General features: G+C 72.8%; 24 protein-coding genes. 18 read left to right on the top strand and 6 right to left on the bottom strand.

Translation table 11 applies throughout. The annotated features are described in order from the left end of the window. Positions 1-151 precede the first annotated feature (151 nt). On the bottom strand, positions 152-1,042 hold the full coding sequence (locus ACIGO8_RS09645) for a 2-hydroxy-3-oxopropionate reductase (RefSeq protein ID WP_399726478.1): 891 nt from the start codon (positions 1,040-1,042) through the stop codon (positions 152-154). A gap of 58 nt (positions 1,043-1,100) precedes the next feature. After that, positions 1,101-1,934 (bottom strand): TIM barrel protein, encoded by an 834-nt coding sequence (locus ACIGO8_RS09640; RefSeq protein ID WP_399726476.1) that lies wholly within the window; start codon positions 1,932-1,934, stop codon positions 1,101-1,103. A gap of 140 nt (positions 1,935-2,074) precedes the next feature. On the opposite strand from ACIGO8_RS09640, the gene ACIGO8_RS09635 reads away from it, so the two are divergent. From ACIGO8_RS09635 to ACIGO8_RS09595, 9 genes are all read left to right on the top strand, one after another. Continuing rightward, the gene (locus ACIGO8_RS09635) at positions 2,075-2,338 is read left to right on the top strand and encodes a hypothetical protein (RefSeq protein WP_399726833.1); all 264 of its coding nucleotides are present in this window, start codon (positions 2,075-2,077) and stop codon (positions 2,336-2,338) included. Between the two features lie 44 nt (positions 2,339-2,382). Next, a complete protein-coding gene (locus ACIGO8_RS09630; RefSeq protein WP_399726830.1) occupies positions 2,383-2,721 on the top strand; it encodes a helix-turn-helix domain-containing protein in 339 nt (112 codons plus the stop codon). Positions 2,722-2,877: 156 nt separating this feature from the next. Next, positions 2,878-3,396 (top strand): 2-oxo-4-hydroxy-4-carboxy-5-ureidoimidazoline decarboxylase, encoded by a 519-nt coding sequence (uraD, locus tag ACIGO8_RS09625; protein WP_399726473.1) that lies wholly within the window; start codon positions 2,878-2,880, stop codon positions 3,394-3,396. Further along, the gene (uraH, locus tag ACIGO8_RS09620) at positions 3,393-3,800 is read left to right on the top strand and encodes a hydroxyisourate hydrolase (RefSeq protein WP_399726470.1); all 408 of its coding nucleotides are present in this window, start codon (positions 3,393-3,395) and stop codon (positions 3,798-3,800) included. Before uraD ends, uraH begins: the two co-directional genes overlap by 4 nt. 5 nt (positions 3,801-3,805) lie before the next feature. Next, on the top strand, positions 3,806-4,729 hold the full coding sequence (gene pucL, locus ACIGO8_RS09615) for a factor-independent urate hydroxylase (protein ID WP_399726466.1): 924 nt from the start codon (positions 3,806-3,808) through the stop codon (positions 4,727-4,729). A gap of 69 nt (positions 4,730-4,798) precedes the next feature. Further along, complete coding sequence (locus tag ACIGO8_RS09610) at positions 4,799-6,217, top strand: nucleobase:cation symporter-2 family protein (protein ID WP_399726463.1); 1,419 nt, start codon at positions 4,799-4,801, stop codon at positions 6,215-6,217. A 48-nt stretch (positions 6,218-6,265) separates the two neighbouring features. Continuing rightward, positions 6,266-7,654 carry an 8-oxoguanine deaminase gene (locus tag ACIGO8_RS09605; protein WP_399726460.1) on the top strand — a complete coding sequence of 463 codons (1,389 nt, stop codon included), beginning with the start codon at positions 6,266-6,268 and terminating at the stop codon, positions 7,652-7,654. Between the two features lie 409 nt (positions 7,655-8,063). Continuing rightward, positions 8,064-9,413 carry a nucleobase:cation symporter-2 family protein gene (locus ACIGO8_RS09600; protein ID WP_399726827.1) on the top strand — a complete coding sequence of 450 codons (1,350 nt, stop codon included), beginning with the start codon at positions 8,064-8,066 and terminating at the stop codon, positions 9,411-9,413. Between the two features lie 53 nt (positions 9,414-9,466). Beyond that, positions 9,467-10,351: an aspartate/glutamate racemase family protein gene (locus ACIGO8_RS09595; RefSeq protein ID WP_399726457.1), complete on the top strand. Its 885-nt coding sequence runs from the start codon at positions 9,467-9,469 to the stop codon at positions 10,349-10,351. Positions 10,352-10,358: 7 nt separating this feature from the next. Here ACIGO8_RS09595 and ACIGO8_RS09590 read toward each other — a convergent pair whose 3' ends face one another. Beyond that, positions 10,359-10,859, bottom strand: coding sequence for a hypothetical protein (locus tag ACIGO8_RS09590; RefSeq protein ID WP_399726455.1), 501 nt, complete (start codon positions 10,857-10,859; stop codon positions 10,359-10,361). A 216-nt stretch (positions 10,860-11,075) separates the two neighbouring features. Between ACIGO8_RS09590 and ACIGO8_RS09585 the strand changes: the two genes are divergently transcribed. Continuing rightward, positions 11,076-12,035 carry a fibronectin type III domain-containing protein gene (locus tag ACIGO8_RS09585; RefSeq protein WP_399726452.1) on the top strand — a complete coding sequence of 320 codons (960 nt, stop codon included), beginning with the start codon at positions 11,076-11,078 and terminating at the stop codon, positions 12,033-12,035. Between the two features lie 51 nt (positions 12,036-12,086). Continuing rightward, positions 12,087-13,889, top strand: a complete 1,803-nt coding sequence (locus ACIGO8_RS09580; protein ID WP_399726449.1) for a hypothetical protein — start codon at positions 12,087-12,089, stop codon at positions 13,887-13,889. Positions 13,890-14,073: 184 nt separating this feature from the next. On the opposite strand, the gene ACIGO8_RS09575 is transcribed toward ACIGO8_RS09580, so the two are convergent. The 3 genes from ACIGO8_RS09575 to ACIGO8_RS09565 all read right to left on the bottom strand — a co-directional run bounded on the left by ACIGO8_RS09575 (position 14,074) and on the right by ACIGO8_RS09565 (position 17,950). Continuing rightward, complete coding sequence (locus tag ACIGO8_RS09575; RefSeq protein ID WP_399726446.1) at positions 14,074-15,225, bottom strand: GDSL-type esterase/lipase family protein; 1,152 nt, start codon at positions 15,223-15,225, stop codon at positions 14,074-14,076. A 254-nt stretch (positions 15,226-15,479) separates the two neighbouring features. Next, complete coding sequence (gene aceB / locus ACIGO8_RS09570) at positions 15,480-17,111, bottom strand: malate synthase A (protein WP_399726443.1); 1,632 nt, start codon at positions 17,109-17,111, stop codon at positions 15,480-15,482. 227 nt (positions 17,112-17,338) lie between these two features. After that, positions 17,339-17,950 carry an NTP transferase domain-containing protein gene (locus ACIGO8_RS09565; protein WP_399726440.1) on the bottom strand — a complete coding sequence of 204 codons (612 nt, stop codon included), beginning with the start codon at positions 17,948-17,950 and terminating at the stop codon, positions 17,339-17,341. 159 nt (positions 17,951-18,109) lie between these two features. On the opposite strand from ACIGO8_RS09565, the gene ACIGO8_RS09560 reads away from it, so the two are divergent. The 7 genes from ACIGO8_RS09560 (at position 18,110) to ACIGO8_RS09530 (ending at position 25,145) form a co-directional block, all read left to right on the top strand. Beyond that, positions 18,110-18,463 (top strand): DUF5955 family protein, encoded by a 354-nt coding sequence (locus ACIGO8_RS09560; protein WP_399726437.1) that lies wholly within the window; start codon positions 18,110-18,112, stop codon positions 18,461-18,463. A gap of 237 nt (positions 18,464-18,700) precedes the next feature. Then, complete coding sequence (locus tag ACIGO8_RS09555) at positions 18,701-21,499, top strand: LuxR C-terminal-related transcriptional regulator (protein ID WP_399726434.1); 2,799 nt, start codon at positions 18,701-18,703, stop codon at positions 21,497-21,499. Positions 21,500-21,691: 192 nt separating this feature from the next. Then, on the top strand, positions 21,692-23,290 hold the full coding sequence (locus ACIGO8_RS09550) for an MFS transporter (protein WP_399726824.1): 1,599 nt from the start codon (positions 21,692-21,694) through the stop codon (positions 23,288-23,290). Between the two features lie 35 nt (positions 23,291-23,325). Next, positions 23,326-23,523: a hypothetical protein gene (locus tag ACIGO8_RS09545; RefSeq protein ID WP_399726431.1), complete on the top strand. Its 198-nt coding sequence runs from the start codon at positions 23,326-23,328 to the stop codon at positions 23,521-23,523. Between the two features lie 148 nt (positions 23,524-23,671). Next, positions 23,672-24,184, top strand: a complete 513-nt coding sequence (locus ACIGO8_RS09540; protein ID WP_399726427.1) for an SHOCT domain-containing protein — start codon at positions 23,672-23,674, stop codon at positions 24,182-24,184. Positions 24,185-24,214: 30 nt separating this feature from the next. Next, complete coding sequence (locus tag ACIGO8_RS09535) at positions 24,215-24,655, top strand: hypothetical protein (protein ID WP_399726424.1); 441 nt, start codon at positions 24,215-24,217, stop codon at positions 24,653-24,655. A gap of 70 nt (positions 24,656-24,725) precedes the next feature. Beyond that, positions 24,726-25,145, top strand: a complete 420-nt coding sequence (locus ACIGO8_RS09530) for an amphi-Trp domain-containing protein (RefSeq protein ID WP_399726421.1) — start codon at positions 24,726-24,728, stop codon at positions 25,143-25,145. The last annotated feature ends 15 nt before the right edge of the window (positions 25,146-25,160 follow it).

The raw sequence follows: 25,160 nt of genomic DNA, 5'->3' as shown, positions 1-25,160 counted from the left end.
CTGGAGCGTAAGTACGCCCGCCGAACAACGTCAACAGTTTGTTGAAAATGAAGAGTGGTGTTCCGGACGGCGGCGGCGCCTGGGCGCGACAGGACAGGTGTCAGCGCCGCCGCCGCCCGGAAATCTGGGCCCCGTCAGACGGGGAGCCGGGTCAGACCTGCTGGCCGGAGAGGCGCTCGACGGCGCGCAGCAGGGCCGAGTGGTCCAGGCCGCCGTCACCCTGGGCGCGCAGGGAGGCGACGAGCTGGGCGACCACGGCGCCGACCGGGAGGGCCGCGCCGACGTTGCGGGCGGCGTCGGTGACGATGCCCATGTCCTTGTGGTGCAGGTCGATCCGGAAGCCGGGCTTGAAGTCCCGGTTCAGGAAGTTGTCCTTCTTGCGGGTCAGGACCGTGGAGCCGGCCAGACCGCCGTTGAGGACGTCGAGCGCGGCCTGCAGGTTCACGCCGGACTTCTCCAGGAAGACCACGGCCTCGGCGCACGCCTGGATGTTGACGGCGACGATGAGCTGGTTGGCGGCCTTCACCGTCTGGCCGGAGCCGTGCGGGCCGCACAGGACGATGGTCTTGCCGAGGGCCTCGAGGATCGGCAGCGCCGCGTCGAAGTCGGCCTGCTCGCCACCCACCATGATCGACAGGACGGCCTCGATGGCGCCGGCCTCGCCGCCGGAGACCGGGGCGTCGAGGACGCGCAGGCTCTTCTCGGCGGCGTTCTTGGCGAGGTCGACCGAGGTCTGCGGGGTGATCGACGACATGTCGATGATCAGCGCGCCGGACTTGGCGTTCTCCAGGATGCCGTCGGGGCCGTAGGAGATGGCCTCGACCTGCGGGGAGGCGGGCACCATCGTGATGACCACGTCGGCGTCCTTGACGGCCTCGGCGATCGAGCCGGCCGCGGTGCCGCCGGCGGCCGCCAGGCGGTCCAGCTTGTCCTGCTCCAGGGTGAAGCCGGTGACCGAGTAGCCGGCCTTGATCAGGTTCTCGGACATGGGGGAGCCCATGATGCCGAGACCGATCCACGCGATCTTGGGAAGAGTGCTCATGGTGAGGGTGCCTCTCGAAAACTGGTGGTACGGGGAGGGGGACGCCGGGCGGCGGGCGTCAGCGGGCGGCGCGGGCCTCGGCCGGGAGCCACTCGAAGGACGCGGCGGCGTCGGCGGCCTTGTACTCCAGGCCGACCCAGCCGTCGTAGCCGGCCTTCTTCAGCTCGTCGAGCAGCTGCTCCAGCGGCAGCTCGCCGGTGCCCGGAGCGCCGCGGCCCGGCATGTCGGCGATCTGCACGTGGCCGGTCCTGTCGGCGTACTGTGCGATGACCGCGCCGACGTCCTCGCCGTTCATGGCCAGGTGGTAGATGTCCAGCAGGAACTTGGCGTTCCCGAGACCGGTGGCCGCGTTGACCTTGTCGACGACCTCGATCGCGGAGGGCGCGCTCACCAGCGGGTAGAGCGGGGACTCCGGCTTGTTGAGGGTCTCGATCAGGAGGATCGCGCCGACCCGGTCGGCCGCGCGGGCGGCCACGACCAGGTTCTCCAGGGCGAGTTCGTCCTGGACGGCCGGGTCCACGCCCTCGACGCGGTTGCCGTAGAGCGCGTTGAGCGCCTTGCAGCCCACCGAGGCGGCGAAGTCCGCGGCGACGTCGATGTTGGCCCGGAAGCGGTCCGACTCCTCGCCGGGCACCGAGACCGCGCCGCGGTCCGGGCCGGGGAGCTGGCCGGCGTAGAAGTTCAGGCCCACCAGCTGGGTGCCGGCGTCCTCAAGGGCCTTCTTGAGGGCGTCGAGCTCGCTCTGCTCGGGGGTGGCGGTGTCGATCCAGGGCCACCACAGCTCGACCGCGGTGAAGCCCGCCGCGGCGGCGGCCGCGGGACGCTCCAGAAGCGGGAGTTCCGTGAAGAGGATCGACAGGTTCACATCGAAGCGCTGGTCCGTGTATCCCATGAGGGGCGGCGCTCCTTCCGTATTGCGGAAGTAAGTTTCTGTCTGGTGGAAGGTTGCTATCAGGGCGCCCAACTTGTCAAGAGGTAGTCGCAGGTCCGGGGCTCCCGCGGGGCCCGGACGGGCCGTAGCGTGGGGGCATGGTGCGTTTGAGAGTGGAGTTCACGACCGAGCCGTTCGACCTCGACGAGGCGCCGGCGCACGCGGTCGTGGCCCGGGAGGTCATCCAGTCGGCCGAGCTGGACGCGGTCGACGTGGGTCCCTTCGGCAACACGGCGGAAGGCGGTGCGGACGCGGTGCTCACCGCGGTGGACGAGCTGTTGCGCAAGTCCCTCGCGGCCGGGGCCACCCGCGTCTCGCTCCAGGTCAATGTGATCGGTGACGCGATCGGTGAGGGGGCGAAGTGACCGAGCACCCCTTGGTCACGGCGGTGAAACCGCTGGTCGACGCGATGGGGGCCGAGCTGCTCGGCCCGGAGCAGGCGGGCACCGACGACGTCGTCCTCGCCTGGGAGGGCGAGGACGTGCTGGCGGTGCGGCTGCCGCAGCTGTCCGATTCCCTGGACCACATCCTGGCCGCGATGGAAAGGCGGCACGGGATGCCGCTCGCGGAGCTCGACCGCAAGAGCAAGCAGGAAGTGGTGCGGGTCCTGGAGGCACGGGGTGCCTTCTCGGTGCGCCATGGAGTGGAGACGGTGGCCGGAGCGCTTGGGGTCAGCCGCTTCACCGTGTACAACTACCTCAACAGGGAAACCGCCCTGAACAGGGAAAAGGCCCCCAAGAACAGCTAGTTGATCACCACTGCACCGGAAGCCGTCGTCCAGATGTCGGGACGGCGGCTTTTGTGTGGCCGACTTTTCAACAAAGTGTTGACGTGGTGTTGCGGAGGGCGTTAGCTATCCGCAGCCCGTCCGACGCACAGCGAAAAACAGCCACGGAGGCTTCCCGTGACTTCAGGTACGACACCGGGCCTCGCCCGGTTCAACACCTCGGCGGAGGGCGACGCCCTCGCCGCACTCCACGAGGTGTGCTCGAGTTTGGCGTGGGGGAGCAAGATCGTCGCCCAGCGCCCGTACGCCACCGCCGAAGCCCTCTTCCTCGCCAGCGACGCCGCCATGGCCGAGCTGACCGCCGAGGACCTGGCCGAGGCGATGGCGGGCCACCCGCCGATCGGTCGTCCGAAGGCAGGGGACCCGACCTCCTCCCGCGAGCAGAGCGGGATGGCCGGCGCCTCCGCGGAGCTCAAGTCCGAGATGCTCGAACTCAACCTGGCCTACCAGGACAAGTTCGGTCATGTCTTCCTCATCTGCGCCACCGGCAAGACCGGCGAGCAGATGCGCGACGCCGTCCGCGAGCGGATCGAGAACTCGCCCGAGCAGGAGCGGGAGATCGTCCGCACCGAACTGGGCAAGATCAACCGCATCCGTCTGACCCGTCTCGTCGAGACCGAGGAAGAGAACGCATGAGCACCGACACCACCGCCTCGGTGTCCACCCACATCCTGGACACCAGCATCGGCCGGCCGGCCGAGGGCGTGGCCATCACCCTCGCGGCCCGCGCCGGCTCCGACGCCGAGTGGACCGCCCTGGGCGGCTCCGCCACCGACGCGGACGGGCGCTGCAAGGACCTCCCGGCCCTGCCGGAGGGCACGACCCACGTACGCCTGGACTTCCGGACCGAGGCGTACTTCCTGAGCAAGCAGAACAAGCAAGCCGAGGCGCAGCAGGACGCCCCCGCGAATCGGGACAGTGGTGCGACCGGTGTGTTCTTCCCGGAGGTGGCGATCACGTTCGCCGTCGTGCCGGGCGAGCACTACCACGTACCGCTGCTGCTCAACCCGTTCGGCTACTCCGTTTACCGAGGGAGCTAGCAGACATGCCCACGATTCTCGGCCAGAACCAGTACGGCAAAGCAGAGAACCGCGTCGTCAAGATCACGCGCGACGGCGGCACGCACCACATCAAGGACCTGAACGTCTCCGTCGCCCTGTCCGGTGACCTCGACGACGTCCACCTCACCGGCTCCAACGCCAACTGCCTCCCCACCGACACGACGAAGAACACCGTCTTCGCGTTCGCCAAGGAGTACGGCATCGAGTCCGCCGAGCAGTTCGGCATCCACCTCGCCCGCCACTTCGTGACGAGCCAGGAGCCCATCAAGCGGGCCCGGATCCGGATCGAGGAGTACGCCTGGGAGCGGATCGCCAGCTCCGACGCCAACTCCAAGTTCATCGGCTCGGACGAGGTCAACCACTCCTTCGTCCGCAAGGGCCAGGAGACCCGCGTCAGCCAGATCACCTACGACGGCGAGAAGTGGGAGGTCATCTCCGGCCTCAAGGACCTCGTCGTCATGAACTCCACCAATTCGGAGTTCTGGGGCTACATCAAGGACCAGTACACCACCCTGCAGGAGGCGTACGACCGGATCCTCGCCACCCAGGTGTCGGGCCGCTGGCGGTTCAACTGGACCGACGACGAGCAGCGCATGCCGAACTGGGAGCGGTCCTACGAGCAGACCAAGAAGCACATGCTCGAGGCCTTCGCCGAGACGTACTCGTACTCGCTGCAGCAGACGCTGTACCAGATGGCCACGCGGATCATCAACCACCGCGCGGAGATCGACGAGGTGCGCTTCTCGCTCCCGAACAAGCACCACTTCCTGGTCGACCTCGAGCCCTTCGGTCTGAAGAACGACAACGAGGTCTACTACGCCGCCGACCGCATGTACGGCCTCATCGAGGCCACCGTCCTTCGTGACGGCGCCACGGCGCAGATCCCGGTCGACATGACCAACCTCTAAGCGGCACTGAGTGGCCCCCCGCCCGCCCCGCAGCCGGGCGGGGGCCCCACCAGACCGGAGGGAACTTCCATGGCACAGCCCGCAAAGGGGCCGGCAACCGCCGAAGGCCCGTGTCCCACCCCGTCGTCCACCACCGCCCCGGCCACGGCCGACTGCCACCCGGTGGACGAAAAGCTCCCCGCCTCGCGGCTCGTCCCCGCGGCACTCCAGCACATCGCCGCCATGTACGCAGGCGTCGTCACCCCTCCGCTCATCATCGGCCAGGCCGTCGGCCTGGACGCCGCCGGAATGACCCGGCTGATCGCCGCCAGCCTGCTGATCGCCGGCTGCGCCACCATCCTGCAGACCCTCGGCATCGGCCGCTTCGCCGGAAACCGGCTGCCGTTCGTCAACGCCGCCTCCTCCGCCGGCATCGCGCCCATGCTCGCCATCGCCGAGACCAGCGCCCCCGGCCACCAACTGCCCGCCATCTACGGCGCGGTCATGGTCGCCGGCGTCTTCTGCCTGGCCGTCGGCCCCTTCTTCGGGCGGCTCCTGCGGTTCTTCCCGCCGCTCGTCACCGGCGTCGTCATCACCCTGATCGGCGTCACCCTGATGCCCGTCCCCGTCGGCTGGGCCCAGGGCGGCAACCGGAACGCGGCCGACTTCGGCGCCATGAAGTACCTGGCCCTCGCCGCCTTCACCCTCGTCGTCATCCTGCTCTTCCAGCGCTTCGGCAAGGGCTTCGTCAAGCAGATCGCCCTGCTCCTCGGCCTCCTCATCGGCACGCTCGCCGCGATCCCCTTCGGCATGGCGGACTTCACCGCCCTGCGCGAGGCGCCGGTCGCCGCGCTGCCCGCGCCCTTCGCCTTCGGCGCTCCCGAGTTCCAGCCCGCCGCGATCCTCTCCCTGTGCATCGTGATGCTGGTCCTGATGACCGAGTCCAGCGCCGGCATGCTCGCCCTCGGCGAGATCTGCGAGCGGCGCAGCGACGGGAAGACCATCACCCGCGGCCTGCGCACCGACGGCATCGCCACCCTCCTCGGCCCCGTCTTCGGCGGCTTCCCCACCTCGGCCTTCGCCCAGAACGTCGGCGTCGTCTCGCTGACCCGGGTCCGCAGCCGCTACGTGGTCGCCGTCGCCGGCTGCGCCCTCCTGGTCCTCGGCGCCTTCCCGGTGCTCGGCGCGGTCGTCTCGATGGTCCCCATGCCGGTCCTCGGCGGCGCGGGCATCGTCCTCTTCGGCTCGATCGCCGTCAGCGGCATCCGTACCCTGTCCGAAGCGGGCCTCGACGACAGCTCCAACATCATCCTGGTGGCCGTCGCGCTCGGAGCGGGCATCATCCCGCTCGCCGCTCCCACCTTCTACGCCGGATTCCCCGCCTGGGCGCAGACCGTGCTCGGCTCCGGCATCAGCGCCGGCGCGCTCGTCGCCGTCCTGCTGAACCTGTTCTTCCATCATCTCGGCACCCGGAGCCGTCACACGGCGCCGGCACTCAAATCCTCCTAGGGTCCTGCCGTGCCCACCAATCCCCCTTGGAATGAAGGAAGCACCGCCATGGCAGCACCTTCGGCAGCCCAGCGCATCGTCATCGAGAACGCGGCGATCGCGACCGTGGACGCGAACGACACCGAGTACGCCACCGGCTACCTCGTCGTCGCCGACAACAAGATCGAGTCCATCGGTGCCGGCAAGGCCCCCGAGGGCCTCGAGAACGTCGTACGGCGGATCGACGCCACCGGCCATCTGATCACGCCGGGTCTGATCAACACCCACCACCACTTCTACCAGTGGATCACCCGGGGCCTCGCGACCGACCACAACCTCTTCAACTGGCTGGTCGCGCTCTACCCGACGTGGGCGCGGATCGACGAGCAGATGGTCCGGGCCGCCGCCCAGGGCTCCCTCGCCATGATGGCCCGCGGTGGTGTGACCACCGCGATGGACCACCACTACGTCTACCCGCAGGGCTCGGGCGACCTGTCCGGCGCCATCATCGGTGCCGCCAGCGACATGGGCGTCCGCTTCACCCTCGCCCGCGGCTCCATGGACCGCAGCGAGAAGGACGGCGGCCTGCCGCCGGACTTCGCCGTCGAGACCACCGAGGGCGCGCTCAGCGCGACCGAGGAGACGGTGAAGAAGTACCACGACGCCTCCTTCGACGCGATGACCCAGGTCGCCGTCGCCCCGTGTTCGCCCTTCTCCATCTCCACCGAGCTGCTGCGCGAGGGCGCCGCCCTCGGCCGCCGGCTCGGCGTGCGGATGCACACCCACGGCTCGGAGACCGTGGAGGAGGAGAAGTTCTGCCACGAGCTGTTCGGCATGGGCCCGACCGACTACTTCGAGTCCACCGGCTTCCTCGGTGAGGACGTGTGGATGGCGCACTGCGTCCACATGAACGACTCCGACATCGAGGCCTTCGCCCGCACCAAGACCGGTGTGGCGCACTGCCCCTCCTCCAACGCGCGCCTCGCCGCCGGCATCGCCCGCGTACCGGACATGCTGAAGGCGGGCGTGCCGGTCGGCCTCGGCGTCGACGGCACCGCCTCCAACGAGTCCGGCGAGCTGCACACCGAGCTGCGCAACGCGCTGCTCATCAACCGCCTCGGTGCCCACCGCGAGGCCGCGCTCAACGCCCGCCAGGCCCTGCGCCTCGGCACCTTCGGCGGTGCGCAGGTCCTCGGCCGCGCCGACAGCATCGGCTCGCTCGAGCCGGGCAAGCTCGCCGACTTCGTGCTCTGGAAGATCGACGGCCTCGGCCACTCGTCGATCGCCGACCCGGTCACCGCCATCGTCTTCGGCGCCGCGGCCCCGGTCACCGCCTCCTTCGTCAACGGCAAGCAGATCGTCGAGAACAACCGACTGCTCACCGCCGACGAGGACCAGATCGCGCGCGACGCGCGCACGGAGGCCCAGCGCCTGGCCCGCATCGCGGCCCAGGCCTGATCCTCCCCAAGGAGTCCGACCGAGGGGGACGGCCCTCGGTCGGTCGCCGCGGACCCGAGCGGGGTCCGCGGCAGCCGGTCCGGGGGGTGCGTACCGCATGTCGTACCGCACCCCCCGGGACGGTGAACCCGCGTCAGCTTCCCCCACCGGACGCCCCGTCCCCGCGCCGCACCCCTTCCTCCGGCGCCCCGCACCATCCCCTGTACGGCCCTCGCACCGAGCCGCACCTCCTGCACCTCGCATCGCATCGCACCACCTCCTTGAACCCCTCGTCGCCGCCGACGTGTAACCGACCGGAGGAACCGCCGTGGCCGCCAAGCCCCAGGTTCGCAATGCACCAGAAGCAGGCTCTATCCCCGACGAAGACCGGACCACACATCCGGTGGACGAGACCCTGCCCCCACTCAAGATGCTCACCAGCGGCCTGCAGCACGTGGCCGCCATGTACGCGGGAGTCGTCGCCCCGCCGCTGATCGTCGGAGCGGCCGTGGGCCTCTCCGGCACCGAACTGACGTTCCTCACCGGTGCCAGCCTCTTCACCGCGGGGCTCGCCACCTTCCTCCAGACCCTCGGCGTCTGGAAGATCGGCGCCCGGCTGCCGTTCGTCAACGGCGTCACCTTCGCCGGCGTCGCGCCCATGCTGGCCATCGTCGACACGACGAAGGACAAGGCCGACGCCCTTCCCGTCATCTTCGGCGCGATCATCGTCGCCGGACTCCTCGGCTTCATAGCCGCCCCCTGGTTCTCCCGCCTCGTGCGGTTCTTCCCGCCGGTCGTGACCGGCTCCGTCATCACCCTCATCGGCGTCTCGCTGCTGCCGGTCGCCTTCGGCTGGGCCCAAGGACCCAACCCGAAGGTCGCCGACTACGGCTCGACGACCTATCTGTCGCTGGCCGGCATCACGCTCGCGATCGTGCTGCTGCTGCGCCGCTTCACCCGCGGCTTCCTCAAGCAGGTCGCCGTCCTGGTCGGTCTCGTCCTCGGCACGCTGATCGCGATCCCGTTCGGCGTGGCAGACTTCAGCCCGGTGAAGGAGGCCGACATCGTCGGCTTCCCGACGCCGTTCCACTTCGGCGCGCCGCAGTTCGCCGTCGCCGCGATCATCTCCATGTGCGTGGTCATGCTGGTCTCGATGACCGAGTCGACCGCCGACATGCTGGCGCTCGGCGAGATCGTCGAGCGGCCCGCCGACGAGAAGACCATCGCGGCCGGACTGCGCGCCGACACCCTCGGCTCCGCGCTCAGCCCGCTCTTCAACGGCTTCATGTGCAGCGCCTTCGCCCAGAACATCGGGCTCGTGGCCATGACCCGAATCCGCAGCCGCTTCGTGGTCGCCTGCGGCGGCGGCTTCCTGGTCCTGATGGGCCTCTCGCCGGTGGCCGCCTCGCTGATCTCGGTCGTGCCGCGGCCGGTCCTCGGCGGCGCGGGCGTCGTCCTCTTCGGCTCGGTCGCCGCCAGCGGCATCCAGACCCTGGTCAAGGCCGGCCTGGAGAAGGACAACAACGTGCTGATCGTGGCCGTCTCGCTGGCGGTCGGCATCATCCCGATCACCAAGCCGGAGTTCTACCACGCCTTCCCCGAGACGGCGCAGATCATCCTGGACTCGGGCATCTCGACCGGCTGCGTCGCGGCCGTCCTGCTGAACGTGGTCTTCAACCACCTGGGCCGGGGCCGGGACGAGGACACCGTGACCGCACCGATGGAACCGGGCGAGGAGATCTCCGACACCCGCGCGGCGAAGGCGGCGCACGTCCACTGAACCGTCCGCTGCCGCACCGTCCTCCCACCACCGCCCCGGCCCCCGGGGCGGTGGTGCTCGTCAACCCCAACACCTCCACGGCGACGACCCGCATGATGACGACGGCCGCCCGCCGCGCGCTGGCCGGCTCCGGTCTGCGCGTCCGGGGCGTGACCGTCGCCCACGGCCCGCCGATGCTCACCGACCCGGCCGCACTGCGGGCCGCGGCCCCCCACGTCGTGGCCGCCGCCCGGCAGGCCCTGGCGACGGGCGACTGCGCGGCCGTCGTCGTCGCGGCGTTCGGCGACCCCGGCCTGCCGGAACTGCGGGCGTGGCTCACGCCCGGCGCGACCGACCTGACCGACGCGCCCGACGCAACCGACGCGTCCGTGCCGCCGGCGCCGGGCGGAGCCGCCCCGTACGGCGGATTCGCGCCCGGCGCGCCGCCCGCGCCTGGTGCGTCGCTCGCGCCTGGTGTCGTGCCCGCACTTGGTGAGTTGCCCGCGCCTGGTGTCGTGCCCGCGCTCGGTGCGTCGCCCGTGCGCCGCGTCGGCGCGAGTGTCGCCTCCTCCCTGCCCGTCGTCGGGATCGGTGAAGCCGCGCTGCTCGAGGCCGCGGACGGCGGACGGCGGTTCGGGATCGCCACCACCACGCCGCGGCTGGGCGAGGAGATCGCCGCCCACGTGGAGCGCCTCGGACTCGCCGCCCGGTACACCGGCGCCCGCTTCACGCTCGGCGCTCCCGAGCAGCTCGCCGCCCGTCCCGAGGCACAGCTCGCCGCCCTCATGGCCGCCGCCCGCGCCTGTGTGCGGCGGGACGGCGCCGAGGCCGTCGTCATCGGCGGCGGCCCGCTCGCGCAGGCGGCCGAGGCCCTGCGCAGCCGCCTCGCCGTACCCGTCATCGCTCCCGTCCCGGCGGCCTGCCGCCGGGTGGCCCGCCTGCTGGGCGCGGCGGAGTGACGCCCGCTCACCGCTCCACCGCCATCCGCCGCCGGCACTCGTGGGCCAGGTGCGGATAGGCCGCCGCGATCGCCTCGTACAGGCGGTGACGCAGGAGGCGTTCGGCCTCGGCGCGGCCGGTGTCGCCGTGCAGGGCGTCGAGGAGGGTCTCGTACCGGGAGAGGGCGTGCCGGAGATAGCCCACCTGCCAGCGCACCATCGCGCCGGCGGCGACGCCGCCCGGTCCGCGGGCGCCGAGGAGGTGCCGATGACGGACGGCGCGGCGCTCCAGCTCGGCGGACGGGAGGCGGGGCACGTCGATCGGTTCGGCCCGGATCGCGGCGAGCACGGCGCGCCGGCGGCGCTCGGCGGCGACCCGTCCCGCGGCCGCGCCCGCCGAGGCGCCGAACTCCGGGCTGCGCTCCACCGCCTCGACCCGCGCGAGGAGATACAGCCGCACCGGCGCGAGCGACCAGCGCCTCGGGTCGCGGCCCTGGACGTCGGCCTGGCCGAGCAACTCGCTGACCATGGCGTCGGTCCAGCCGCGTCCACGCAGCCCGGCCAGTGACACATATGTCGTACGGTCCGTCACGATTCCCCCAATATCGACTACGGAGAGTGATGAAATCAGTGAAGCGCACGCCACTGACAACGACCCTCCCGTCGCCCTCTTGCCGCCGGCCGGCCCGCTGTGTCATATAGGTCTGGACCTTTCACCGGATCCCGGCCGGACGGAGGCACCCCCGTGCAACGCCCTCTCGCCGCAGCCCTGTTATCCGCCGCCGCCCTCGTCCTCACCGCCTGCTCCGGCACCGCCGAAGCCGCCAGGGACACCCGCGCACCCACCCCGCCCACCGGCGTCACCGCCCTCGCCGGCAGCGCCACCAGCGTCCACGTCATGTGGAGCGCCGCCACCGACGACCGGGCCGTCACCGGCTACACCGTCTACCGCCACGGCCACCCGGTGAAGGATCTCCCCGCCGGCACCCTCATGACCGACGTCACCGGCCTCGGCCCCGCCACCGCCCACACCTTCACCGTCCGCGCCCGCGACGCCGCCGGCAACGTCTCCCCGGACAGCGCCGCCGTCACGGCCACCACACCCGCCGCCACCGCCGAGGACCACACGCCGCCGACCCGCCCCACCGCCCTGCGCGCCGCGCCCGCCGGCCCCGACGCCGCCACCCTCAGCTGGCGCCCGGCCCGCGACGACACCCGCGTCACCGCCTACGACGTCTACCAGTCCGGAGCCCGCGTCCACACCGTCCCCGGCACCGCCACCACCGCCCGCGTCACCGGCCTGCGCCCCGCCACCGCCTACTCCTTCACCGTCCGCGCCCGCGACGCCGCCGAGAACTCCTCCCCGGACAGCGGCCCCGCCGCCCTCACCACCCCGAACGCCCCCGGCGCCCGCCCCGCCACCGCCCCCACCGCCGTCTCCGCCAAGGCCGCCAGAGGCTCGGTCACCCTCACCTGGACACCGCCCCGCACCGGCGCCACACCCGTCAAGGAGCACCAGCTCTACCTCAACGGCACCTTCGCCACCACCATCGTCTGGGGCGCCGAACCACCGCCCGGCCCGGTCACCTACACCCTCACCGTCCCCGCCACGCCCGGCGTCCCCTACGCCCTCACCCTCCGCGCCCGGCTCCCCGACGGCACCTGGGGCGACTTCTCCGCGCCGTGCACCGTGGTGACCGTCTGACCTCCGCCGCTGACCCGGCGTACTTCACCGCCCCGAACTACGCTGGGAAGCGTGGCCGAGATCGTGCTCACCAACACCGGTCTTGAGACGTTCCTGGCGGAAAGCCCCGAGTTCAGGGGGCCGGGAGCGGTCAGGGCCGTGGACGCCGTGCTCAGTCTGCTGGCGTTGCGCGGGGCGGACCGGAGGACCGGGACGCCGGAGCCGACACCGGGCCTGGCGCGCCGACTGCTCCTGGAGGACCTGCCCGCCTTCGTGTGGGCGGCGCCGGAGGAGCTGGAGCTGTACCCGGCGGTGCTGCGTGCGCTGGCCGGCCGTTGCGGCGACGGGGAACGGCGGGCCCGCGTCGAGGAGGCGATCGGGGAGGCCACCCGCGACTTCGAGCAGGCCATGGCGGACCCCGGAAACCTCACCTGGCCCCGCTGGTACGCCCGGCTGCTGCGGGCCGACGGCACCGACCCCGACGACCCCGCCGCCGTACGGGCCTGGCTCGCCCGCCTCGACGGACCGCCGGTGCCCGACGGGATGCGGCGAGCCGACCTGGTGGGCCGCACCGCCGTCGCCGACCTGCTCCTCGCCGAGGCCCTGACCAGGGCGTACGTACGCGACGCCGAGCAGCGGCCGGCCGCCGGACCGGTCCTGAGCGACCACGACGTCGCGCAGGGCATCGGCACCGTCGCCGCCGCGCTGCTCGACCGGTGGACCGCCGCCGGCCTCGCCGAGGGACTCGCCGGCGCGTACGCGCACCTGGCGCCCGGCCCGGACGACCTGCCGCATCTCGTCCTCGCCGACGCGCTGCTCGACGAACACCTCGACTACTACGGGGACGCCTCCGTCCCGCTGCCCCCGCCCGAGACGGAGGCGGCCGAGGACGAGGCGGAACGGGACGCCGACCTGCTGGCCGCCGTCGTCGACGAACTCGCCGAGCAGGGGCCGTACGGAGGCGAGGCCGCCCACCTCCTCTACACCCTCTACCAGCGCGGCTGCTCGGCCGAGTCCGTCGCCCGCCGGGCCGCCGAGTTCGAGGACTGGACGGTCGACCCGGCCCTGGAGGACGCGCCCGTGCGCGTACCGCCGCCCGCCCCGCCCGGCTACACCACGCCGACCGCCGCCGAACTCGCCCGGCTGCTCGGCGCGCCCGGCATCGGCGACGCCGACCGGGCCCGGCTCGACAAACCCGCCCGCGAACTCGCCGCCGTCGTCGACCGGCTCGCCGCCACCGCCCTGGTCTTCCGCCACGGCGACGCCTTCGGACTCACGCCGCGCGGCTGCGCCGTGGTCCGCTACCTCCTCGCGGTCCGCGGGGTCGCCGTGCCCGACGCCGCCGACACGGCGGCCTGGGACGCGCCGTCGCTGGTGGCCGCCGCCCAGGGCTGGCCGCCGGCCGTCGCCGCCCGGGTGCTCGCCGAGTGGCTGCGCGCGCACGGTGACGGCGACGAGGCCTGGGGCCGGCTGCTCGCCGCGCCCGGCGCGGTCCACGCCGGCACCGCCTACGGCGGCAGCTTCGAGGCCGCCGCCTGCCGCGGGCTGCTCGGCCTCCTGGACTGGTCGGCCGCGCCCGCCGAGGCCCTGCGCGGGGCCCTCACCGACCCGGTGGCCGGCGCCCGGGCGGAGGAGGCGCTCCGGGCCCGCGGCGAGCCGGTGGACCCGGACCTCGTGCCGCGTTCGGCCCGGGCCCTGCGGGTGCTCGACGGGCTGCCCGGCAAGAAGGGCCCGCTGGAGTCCCGCCGTAGCGCCTTCGACGCGGCGGCGGCCGGCTGGCCCGGCGGCTCGGCCGCCCTGGTCGCCGCGATGGCGGCCGCCGATCCGCAGGAGACGGAACGGATCCTCGGCCCGCTCGGCATCAACCTGCCGTGACCGGCCGTGCCCTCCGGACCGGGCGGGGCCATCGGTCCGGGCGGGCCATCCGGACCGCCCGGACCAGCTGAGCGAGCCGGACCGCCCGGACCGCAACCGCCCGGACGGCCGTGACCGGCCGAGCGAGCCGGACCGCCCGGACCGCCAGGGCAGCCGCCGGTCCGGTCCGACCCGCTCCTCCGGTTCAGTTCGTCGCCGTGAGGTACATCCCCGAGGCGCCCGTGCCCGCCGTGTTCTTGCAGCTGACGTTGCCGGTCGGCCGCGCGTTGACCAGGGCGAGACAGCGGCCGAGGGCCTGCTGGCCGTAGTAGTTCGGGTGCATGTCCTCCTGGAGCGGGCCCTGGGTCTCGTTCTGGTCGATCCAGCGGGCCCACTCGCTGCTCGTGGCCGACGCCGGGACCGTCGAGCTGACGAGCTTGCTGGTCTTGGCGCACACCTCGCGGCCCTGCAGCATGTCGCGCAGATCCATGAACTGCGTGCCCTTCGCCGCCGCCACCGCCTTCAGCCGGTCGGCGATCTGCGGCACGAGCGAGTCGCGGGCCCAGTCGGAGTCGGCGTTCCAGAAGGGGCAGCCGCCCGTGTTCGTACGGCTCCAGCCGCTCTCGCCGTAACGGTTCTCGGCGGAGCGGGGGATGGGCGAGGGATACGACTGGAGCACGATCCGGTAGTCGGAGGCCGCGTAGCCGGCCGAGGACATCACCGCGCGGACCTCGTCGACGGCCTTGCCGACGTTCGCCATCACGCCGTCGATCTTCGCGTCGACGACGGCCTGCTGGTCGTCGTGGCAGTAGGAGTACCAGACGATGTAGTCCGTCGCGCAGGTGCTGATGATGTCGGCGAAGCCGAGGTCGTTGCCGCCGATCGACAGCGCGATCAGCTTCACGTCCTTGCTCGCGGCCACGGCCGCGAGCTGGTCGGCCTGCGGTGCCTCGCCCTTGAACGCCACGCCGCCGCGCGAGGCGCGGAAGACGTTCTGCGTGGTCGCGCCGGAGCAGGCGAGGTTGATCAGCTCGGTGGCGATGCCGCCCGCGCTCCTGACCTCCGCCGAGTCCGAGCGGTGGCAGCCGTTGGCCTCCGTGGTGCCGTAGACCCGGCTCGGGTCGTAGACGCTGCCGGTCCAGGCCCGGTCGGTGCCGTTGCGGCTGCCGGTGGTGGTGAGGCTGTTGCCCTGCCAGCGGCCGGCCTCTCCGGAGATGTAGCTGTCGCCCAGGGAGACGACGGCGGTGGGGCCGGAGCCGGGGGAGGCGACGGCGGGGGAGGGGGCCAGCGAGACGAGTCCGGCGGCCAGGCACAGGGGGAGCAGTCCGCGCAGCGCGCGGTGGCGGTACGAAGGCATGGCTGTGCTCCTGCGGTGTGCGTACGAGACGGTGTACGCGGGGACGTGGGGGCAGGCCGCCGGCCGGTGGCATGGCGGAATCTCGCACGCCGTGGCTTGTTACCGCTAGGTAGCTGCATATTTCGGTTGCGCTACGGAACTTGTGAAACGCCATGGATCGAATAAGGCCGCGAACAGCAAACGGCCCCGCCCCCGGTGCTGTGCGAACACCGGGGGCGGGGCCTCGTCGGGCGAGCTGTTCGGCCGCTGTGCGGTCAGCCGACCAGCTGGTCGTACGCGGGGAGGGTCAGGAAGTCCGCGTAGTCGGCGTCCAGGGAGACGTGCAGCAGGAGGTCGTGCGCCTGCTGCCACTTCCCGGCCGCGAAGGCCTCCTCGCCGATCTCCTCGCGGATCGCGGCCAGCTCCTCGGCGGCCACGGCGCGGGCGAGCTCGGGCGTGGCCTTCACGGTCTCGCCGTCGTGCTCGAACTCGACGCCCGCGTTGATCCACTGCCAGATCTGCGAGCGCGAGATCTCGGCGGTGGCCGCGTCCTCCATCAGGTTGAAGATGGCGACGGCGCCGAGGCCGCGGAGCCAGGCCTCGATGTAACGGATGCCGACCTGGACCGCGTTGCGCAGGCCCTCGTAGGTGGGCTGGGCGTCGAGGGAGGCGATGTCGATCAGCTCGGGGCCCGCGACGTGCACGTCCTCGCGCAGCCGGTCCTTCTGGTTCGGCCTGTCGCCGAGGACCGCGTCGAAGGAGGCCATGGCGATCGGCACCAGGTCCGGGTGGGCGACCCAGGAGCCGTCGAAGCCGTCGCCGGCCTCGCGGTCCTTGTCGGCCTTGACCTTCTCGAACGCGACCTTGTTGACCTCGGCGTCCTTGCGGGACGGGATGAAGGCCGCCATGCCGCCGATCGCGTGCGCGCCGCGCTTGTGGCAGGTGCGGACGAGGAGTTCGGTGTACGCGCGCATGAACGGGGCCGTCATCGTGACCGCGTTGCGGTCCGGCAGGACGAACTTGGCGCCGCCGTCACGGAAGTTCTTGACGATGGAGAACAGGTAGTCCCAGCGGCCGGCGTTCAACCCGGCGGCGTGGTCGCGCAGTTCGTAGAGGATCTCCTCCATCTCGTACGCGGCCGTGATGGTCTCGATGAGGACCGTGGCGCGGACGGTGCCCTGCGGGATGCCGACGTAGTCCTGGGCGAAGACGAAGATGTCGTTCCAGAGGCGGGCCTCCAGGTGCGACTCGGTCTTCGGGAGGTAGAAGTACGGGCCCTTGCCGAGGTCGATCAGACGCTGGGCGTTGTGGAAGAAGTAGAGGCCGAAGTCGACGAGCGCGCCGGGAACCGGGCGGCCCTCGACGGTCAGGTGACGTTCCTCCAGGTGCCAGCCGCGCGGGCGCATGACGACCGTGGCGAGCTGCTCGGCCGGCTTCAGGGCGTACGACTTGCCCGACTTCGGGTCCGTGAAGTCGATGTTCCGCGTGTAGGCGTCGATCAGGTTGACCTGACCGAGGACCACGTTCTCCCAGGTGGGCGCCGAGGCGTCCTCGAAGTCCGCGAGCCAGACCTTCGCGCCGGAGTTCAGCGCGTTGATCGTCATCTTGCGGTCGGTCGGGCCGGTGATCTCCACGCGCCGGTCGTTCAGGGCCGCCGGGGCGGGCGCGACCTTCCAGGAGTCGTCGGCGCGGACGGCCGCGGTCTCGGGCAGGAAGTCCAGGGTGGACGTACGGGCGATCTCGGCGCGGCGCTCGGCCCGGCGGGCGAGCAGCTCGTCGCGGCGCGGGGTGAACCGGCGGTGCAGTTCGGCCACGAAGGCGAGGGCCGCGTCGGTGAGCACCTCCTCCTGGCGCGGCAGGGGCTCGGCTTCGACGACGACCAGGGAGGACGGCGCTGGTGCGGACATGAACTGTCACTTCCTTCAGCGGACTTCACGGGCGGTGCCTGCCGGCCGCCGGGCGTCGTCGTGTGGCACGCAGTGCCACAGGCGCCGGGATACGGCCGGGAGCGCCGTCACAAAGGTTCCGGCGCTTCTGAACAGTGGATACTAGTTTCCTCATGGTGGAAGTTCAATGGTTTGTTGATGTCGAGATTCTTCGGGTCGACACAACGTGGCGCTGGGTGCCACCGTCTTCACTCCAGGTGCACCAGGTCCGCCTCGGTGTCGATGTCGTACGGCTCGGCCACATCCGAACAGTCCACGAGCGTGATCGCACCCCGGTGCTCCCGCAGATACGCGCGCGCACCCTGGTCCCCGAGCGCGGCCGCCGCGATCCCCGCCCAGCGGTCCGCCCCGAACAGCACAGGATGGCCCCGCTCCCCGTCGTACGAGGCCGCCGCGAGCGCCTCGCGCGAGCGGTACGCGGCCCGGACCCGGGCCACCGCCGCCGGCCCGATCCCCGGCTGGTCCACCAGCGACACCAGCGCCGCGTCCACCGGCAGCGCCTCCGCCCGCAGCGAGGCGAGACCCGCCCGCAGCGAGGAGCCCATGCCCTCCGCCCAGTCCGGGTTGTCCACCAGCACGCAGCCCGGCAGGCTCGCCTCCGCCCGCACCCGCTCGGCCGCCGCGCCCAGCACCACGTGCACCACCTCGCAGCCGCCCTCCCGCAGCACCCGCACGGCGTGCTCGACCAGCGGCCGGCCGCGGTGCGGGAGCAGGGCCTTCGGGCGGCCGCCGAGGCGCCGCCCGCCGCCCGCGGCGAGCAGCAGCCCGGCGACGAGGGGTTCCTGTGTCTCATGAGTCATGGGGACTGCATACCGCATCAGGCCCGGACCACACGGACGCCTGAAGTTCCGTCATGCCGCTGGCGCGCCGGGCGCGCGAAGGAGTTAACTGGCCCGCGACTCACGGCGCCCGACCAACGTCCGACGGGTCGGCACGGTGTCGTGCGAGGGGGCGGAGCCATGTTGCGAAGCGTGGGGCAGAGGCGAGTGACCGGCGAGGGCGTGGACCGCGGGGACCCCAGGGTGGTCGAACTGAGGGCCGCCGTGTCCCGGCTCCGGCGCGAGCTGGCCGGGCACCGCGCCGACTTCACCGACCGCGGGATCGCCGACGACGAGCTGGCCGCGCTGGACGCGATGGTGGCCGGCGGCGCGCCCGAGGTACGGCGGCTGCGCCGCTCCCTGCTCCTGATCGCGGGCGCGGTCGGCTCCGTCAGCGCCCTCGCCGACGGCCTCGCGGAGGTCCGCCGCGCCGTCGAACTCTTCGGCCCCCCTGCCCCCGGCCACCCGCCCCGCGACGTCCACCCGGGCGCCTGAGCGTCGGGAGCACCGTTCGAGGCCGCCCCGTTCCGGTCCCGGCTTCCGGCCCGGTCCCGGCCAGGTCCGAGCCCCGGTCCCGGCCCCGTCGCGGTCCTGACCCCGGCCCGGTCCCGGTCCCGGCCCTGTCCGGCCTCCGGGCCGACGGCGGGCCGGAGAGCCGGGTTGCGGCGAGACTGGAGCTGGACGGACTCCGCCCCGGGTTCCGATCGGAGGGTGGTGGCGAGCGTGAGGGCAGTGCGCGGTGAGCCTCCGCACGGACCGGCCGGCGCCGGCGTCGACCCGCTGGGTGATCCCTTCCTGCGCACCCGCTTCGTCCCGCCCGCGAGGCCCGCGACCTTCCTGCGGCGCGCGCGGCTGACCGAGCGGCTCGGGCAGGCGCCGCGGACCCCGCTGACGCTGGTCGAAGGATGCGCCGGTGCCGGCAAGACGCTGCTGGCGGCCGACTGGGCCTCCCGCCTCGACGGGCCCGTCGCCTGGCTGACCGTCGACGCGGCGATCCAGGGCCCCGGCATGTTCTGGTCGCACTTCCTCCAGGCCCTGCGGGCCGGCGGCGTGCCGATGCCCGCCGCGGTCGGCGCGCCCGCCCGCGCGGGCCGGGTCGACCACGCGCTGCCGGCCCGGCTCGCCGCGGAGCTCGCCGGCCGCGACCGGCCGGTGACCGTCGTGATCGACGAGTTCGACCGGACGACCGACCCGCAGATCGCACGGCAGCTGGAGTTCGTCCTGCACCACGGCGGGCCCGGACTGCGCCTGGTCCTGGTCACCCGCACCGAGCCGCTCCTCCCGCTGCACCGCTACCGGGTGGCCGGCGAGACCACCGAGATCCGGGACGCCGACCTGGCCTTCACCGTCGAGGAGGCGGTCACCCTCCTGGAGCTGCACGGCCTGCACCTGTCCGCCGCGGCGGCCGGGGCCCTGGTGGAGCGCACCCGGGGATGGGCGGCGGGCCTCCGGCTGTGCGCCATGGCCGCGCGGGGCAGTCCCGACCCGGAGGTCTTTCTGAAGGAGTTCGAGGCCGGCCGCAGCACCGTCGCCGACTTCCTGCTCGCCGAGGTGCTCGAGCGCCAGCCGCCCCGGACCCGGGACCTGCTGCTCCGGGTCAGCGTCCTCGACCGCTTCCGGCCCGAGCTCGCCGACGCCCTGACCGGGCGGCACGACGCCGAACCGATCCTGGCCGGACTGCTCCGCGACAACGCGTTCGTGGAGGACTTCGGGCACGGCTGGTACCGGCTCCATCCGCTGTTCCGCGAGATCCTCCGCACCCATCTGCGCAGCCGCTCTCCCGGCCTGGAACGGCACCTGCACCGGCGGGCGGCCCGCTGGCTGCGCCACTCCGGGGCGCTGCACGAGACCCTGGCCCACGGTTCCGCCGCCGGCGACCGGGCCTTCGCCGCCGGGGCCCTGGTGGACGACCTGGCGATCGGACAGCTGTTCTCCGGCCCGCGCGCCGAGGCGCTGCGGGAGCTCTTCGCGGACCTGGAGGCGGCGCCGCCGAACCGCCCCACCCGCCGGGCGGAGTCGCCGAACCGCCCCACCCGCCGGGCGGAGTCGCCGAACCGGGCCGCCCACCGGGCGGAGCCGAGCCCGGCGGAGGACCTCGTCCGCGCCGCGCGCGACCTGTCCCGGCACGACCTCGAGCGGGGCCTGGCCCACCTCCGGCACGCCGAGGAACAGCTGACCGCGGACGCCCGCGACCCCGCCGACGCCCAGGACTCCGCCGCGGCCCTGGCCAGCTGCGCGCTGCTCGAAGCGCTGGCGGGCCGCCTGGCCGGCTCCGTGCACCGGACGGAAGACGCCGCCCGGGCCGCCGCCGAACAGCTGAGGGCGCTGCCCGCCCCGCTGCTCGACGAGCATCCCGAACTCGTCGCCCTGCTGCGGACCCATCTGGGCGCGGCCCGGCTGTGGGCCGGACTCTTCGACGAGGCGCGGGAGGCCCTCATCGGTGTGACCCACGGCGAAGGCCTCGCGGCCACGGCGCTGCCGCGCAGGGAGGCCCTGGAGCACCTGGCCCTCATCGACTACCTCCACGGCTGGCCCGGCGCGGCGGAACGCAAGGTCCGGGCGGCGACGGACGAGACGGAACGCTTCGGCCTCGCCCTCCCCGCCGGCCCCGGGCCCGGACAGCCGGTCCTCGCCGCGGTCGCGGTCGAGCGGGACGAACTGGACCACGCCGAGTCCCTGCTCGAACGGCTGCCGGACACCCCGGCGCCGGACCCGGTGACGGCCGCCGTACGCCGCGTCGCCACCGCCCGGCTCCTCCTGGCCCGGGGCCGTCACCGCGCCGCTCTGGCCACCGCCGAACAGCACATCCCCGCCGACGAGGACTCCCCGTGGGCGCGCGGCCACGCCTTCCTGGACGCCTCGGCCGCCCGCCTGGCCGAAGGCCACCCGGAGGCCGCCGCCGAGCTGCTGGAGGCGGTGGCCGGTGACCAGCCGATGGGCCTGGTCGGGGCGGCGCGGGCCCGTCTGGCGGCCGGCGACCGCGCCGCGGCCCTCGTCCTGCTCGACGGCCTTCCCGGTCGCGGACGGATCGGCCCGGCGGTGACCGTGCGCGCCGCCCTGGTGCGGGCCCAGGCCGCGAGACTGGAGGGCGACCTCATAGCCGTACACCGGCTGCTCGACCGGGCCCTGCGGGAGGCCGGGCCCGAGGGCCTGCGGCGGCCCTTCCTGGAGGCCGGTCCCTGGCTCGGTCCCTTCCTGACGGCGGCGCCCCTGAGGACGCTGGCCGAGGGCTGGCTCGTTCCGGCGGCCGCGCCGCGCGCCGAGGCACGGCGCGCGGGCGTCGCCGCGGCCGGGGCCGGGGCCGGGGCCAGGGCCGGGGACGACGCCGGGCCGCTGCTCGAGCCGCTGAGCGAACGGGAGCGCGACGTGCTGCGCCGGCTCGCCGCGATGATGTCGACGGAGGAGATCGCCGCCGATCTCTACCTGTCGGTCAACACGGTGAAGACCCACCTCAAGAGCGCCTACCGGAAGCTGTCCGTCCACCGGCGCAACGACGCCGTGCGACGGGCGCGCGACCTGGATCTGCTCTGACCGCTCGGCATCCGCTCGGACCGCTCTGACCGCTCGGACCGCTCGGCGCCCCCGTCATGGCCCGCTCACCCTCGGCGGGTGAGGCGGCCGGCCGGAGATTCGGATGCGATGGCAGCGGCGAGACGGCCACGGCGAAGGCGGCCACGGGCGACCTGCGGCCACGGCGAAGGCGGACCCGATGAGGTGGACACGGTGAAGCACTGGCGGGCTCTGATCGTCCTGGGAGCGGCCCAGTTCCTGATGGTCCTGGACACCGCCGTCATGAACGTCTCCATCAGCCAGCTGGTGGAGGACTTCGACACCGAGGTGACCTCGATCCAGGCCGTCATCACCCTGTACGCCCTGGTCATGGCCGCCTTCATGATCATCGGCGGCCGGATCGGGGACATCCTGGGACGCCGACGCACGTTCCTGATCGGCATGGTCGTCTACGGCACCGGCTCGGCCCTGACCGCCGCCGCGCCCGTCCTGTGGGTCCTCGCCGTGGGCTGGTCGGTCGTCGAAGGGCTCGGCGCGGCCCTCGTGCTGCCGTCGATGGCGGCCCTCGTCGCCGAGTCCTACCGCGGCCGGGAGCGCTCGGTGGCGTACGGCGTCATCGGCGGCCTCGCCGGCGCCGGCATCGCCGTCGGGCCGCTGCTCGGCGGCTGGGTGACCACGTACCTCACCTGGCGGCTGGTCTTCGCCGGCGAGGTCGTGGTGGTCCTCGGCGTGCTGCTCTTCCGCCGGGCGATCACCGAACGCCCCCGGACGGACCGGCCCCCCGGCCTGGACACCGTCGGCGCCGTCCTGTCGGCGGCCGGACTGGGCGTCTCCGTCCTCGGAGTGCTGCAGAGCACCACCTGGGGCTGGGTGGCGCCCCGCGATCCCCCGTTCACGGTGTTCGGCTTCGCCCCGACCCTGTTCGTCGTCGCGGCCGGCGTGGCCCTGCTCTGCCTCTTCCGGATCTGGCAGCGGCGGCGGGAGGAGCGCGGCGAGGAGCCCCTGGTCCACCTGTCGCTGCTCCACCGGCCCGCGCTGCGTTCGGGGCTGACGACGCTGCTGAGCCAGAACCTCATCCTGCTGGGACTGTTCTTCGCCATCCCGCTGTATCTGCAGGTGGTGCAGGGCTTCGACGCCTTCCAGACGGGGCTGCGGCTGCTGCCGGTCTCCGTCACCATGCTTGTGGCCTCCCTGGGCGGCGCCCGGCTCGGCCGCCGGGCGGGCCCGCGCCGGGTCGTGCGCGCCGGCCTGGTGCTGCTGGTGGCGGCGATCGCCTGGCTGCTCGCCACCATCGACCCGACGATCGACGACGCCCAGTTCTTCGGGGCCATGGCGCTGCTCGGCCTGGGCATGGGGATGCTGGCCTCGCAGCTCGGCAACGTCGTGCAGTCGAGCGCGGGGGAGCAGGAGCGCAGCGAGGTCGGCGGCCTGCAGTTCACCGCCCAGAACCTGGGATCCGCGCTGGGCACGGCCCTCATCGGGTCGATCCTGATCGGCGCCCTCGCCCATGCCTTCACCACGCAGGTCGAACAGGACCCGCGCCTCTCCGAGCAGGCACGCCAGGAGACGAGCATCGCCCTGGAATCCGGCGTCAGCTTCGTCTCCACCGGCCAGGTCCGCTCGGCGGCCGAGCGGGCCGGGCTCCCGCCGGCCGAGGTGGACGCCGTCACCGACTCCTACGCCTCGGCCCAGCTCGCCGGACTGAAGGCGGCCGTCCTCGCGACCGGAGGCATCACCCTGGCGAGCTTCCTGGTGACGCGCGGGCTGCCGGCCACGAGCCCGGCCGCCGCCACAGGCACCCCGGAAGGGTGAGGCCGACCGGGGCTCCGGGGAAGGACCATCGGAGCATGCAGTACGAGATCCGTGTCGACGGGCACATGTCGGAGACGCTGACCAGCGCCTTCCCCGAGCTCGAACACGTGGTGATCTCCGGCCAGACGGTGCTGTACGGCCCCGTCGTGGACGAGGCGCACCTCTACGGACTGCTGGCCCGCTTCCAGTCGCTCGGACTGCAGGTGGTGGAACTGCGGCGCCTGCCGGAGTGAGCGGATCGCGCGGCCCCGGGCACGCCCCGCACGCGACCGCGCTCACCCGTCCCGGGTGACGCCTGACCCGCCCGGGCCGCGCACGCTGAGGAGAGCCCGGAACCGTACCCGGGACCCGAACCGAACCGATCCGGAACGGAGCACAGAGATGGGCACCAATCTCGCCTACGACTTCCCGCTGCTGAGCGCGTTCTGGAGCATGCTGTGGTTCTTCCTGTGGATCCTGTGGCTCGTCCTGCTCTTCCGGATCATCGTCGACATCTTCCGCGACGACACCATGAGCGGCTGGGGCAAGGCCGGCTGGCTGGTGTTCGTCATCGTGCTGCCGTTCCTCGGTGTGTTCGTCTACGTCATCGCGCGCGGCAAGTCCATGGGAAACCGGGAGATCACCCACGCGCGCAAGCAGCGTGAGGCGTTCGACGCCTACGTCCGCGAGACCGCGGGCGGCAGCGGCGGCGCCGGCCGCGCCGACGAACTCACCAGGCTGTCCGAGCTCCGGTCCCGCGGCGACATCACCGAAGAGGAGTTCCAGCGGGCCAAGCAGCTGGTCCTGAGCGACAGCGGCCCGTCCGCGGCCGCCTCGTCCGCCTCGTCCGCCTCGTCCGCCGGATCCGCCGGATCCGCCGGGGCCTCCGGCACCGGTGCCGCCTCCCGTGGCTGAGCACGGGAGGACAGGGAAAGGAAAACCGAGATGACCGCCACACACACTCCCCGGATGCATTCGGCCAAGTACGCGTGGGCCGAGGGACTGACGGCCTTCGCCGCGGTCATGCTCGCCCTCGCGGGGTTGCTCGCCATCTTCCGCGGCATCATGGCGATCGCCGAGGACGACGTCTTCGTCACCACGCCGAACTACGTGTTCCAGTTCGACCTGACCGGGTGGGGCTGGGTCCACCTGGCGCTGGGTGTGGTCGCCGTGCTCGTCAGCATCGGACTGTTCCGGACGGCGACCTGGGCGCGGGTCTCCGGCGTGGCCATCGCCGCCTTGGTGATCATCGCCAACTTCCTCTCGCTGCCGTACTACCCGGTGTGGTCCGTGATCATGATCGCGATGTCCGGATTCATCATCTGGGCCCTGTGCGTCAACTGGATGAGGGACGACACCGCCGGCGGCCGGAGCGACCTGCGCTGACCGCGCCCGTCCCGGCCCGATCCGGGCCCCGGCCCCGGCCCGGGGCCCGGTCAGTCCTCAGGAGGCAGCCGTGAAGGACCTGAAGTTCGAACAGAAGCGCTCACTGACCCGCGACGAGGCCGCGGACCAGCTGGCCGCGCTCGCGGAAGCGTTCCGGGAGGGCGGCGAGGCCGACCTCGCGCTGGGCGCGGGAACGCTGAGCCTGCGGATCCCCGACAAGTTCCGCACCGAGGTGGAGGTCGAGGTCGGTGACGGTGAGATCGAGCTGGAGATCGAGCTGAAGTGGCGGACCGGCGGCGGGCCCGGCACCTCCGCCGCCCATGCCCGGACCGCCGACGAGCCCGAGTCCGAGCCCGAGTCCGAGCCCGAGTCCGCCGAGGAGCCGGCGGCTCGCTCCGCGCCCCGGAGCCGGAAGGTGAGCTCCGCCAAGCCGAAGCGCCCCGCGACGAAGCGCACCGCCACCAAGCGCACGTCCGCCAAGCGGGCGTGACGCCGCGGGCCGACG

The organism is Streptomyces sp. NPDC053493 (assembly GCF_044544825.1).
Classification (GTDB): domain Bacteria; phylum Actinomycetota; class Actinomycetes; order Streptomycetales; family Streptomycetaceae; genus Streptomyces.
The sequence above is the reverse complement of the archived record's forward strand: the minus strand, read 5'-3'. Positions and strand labels throughout refer to the sequence as shown.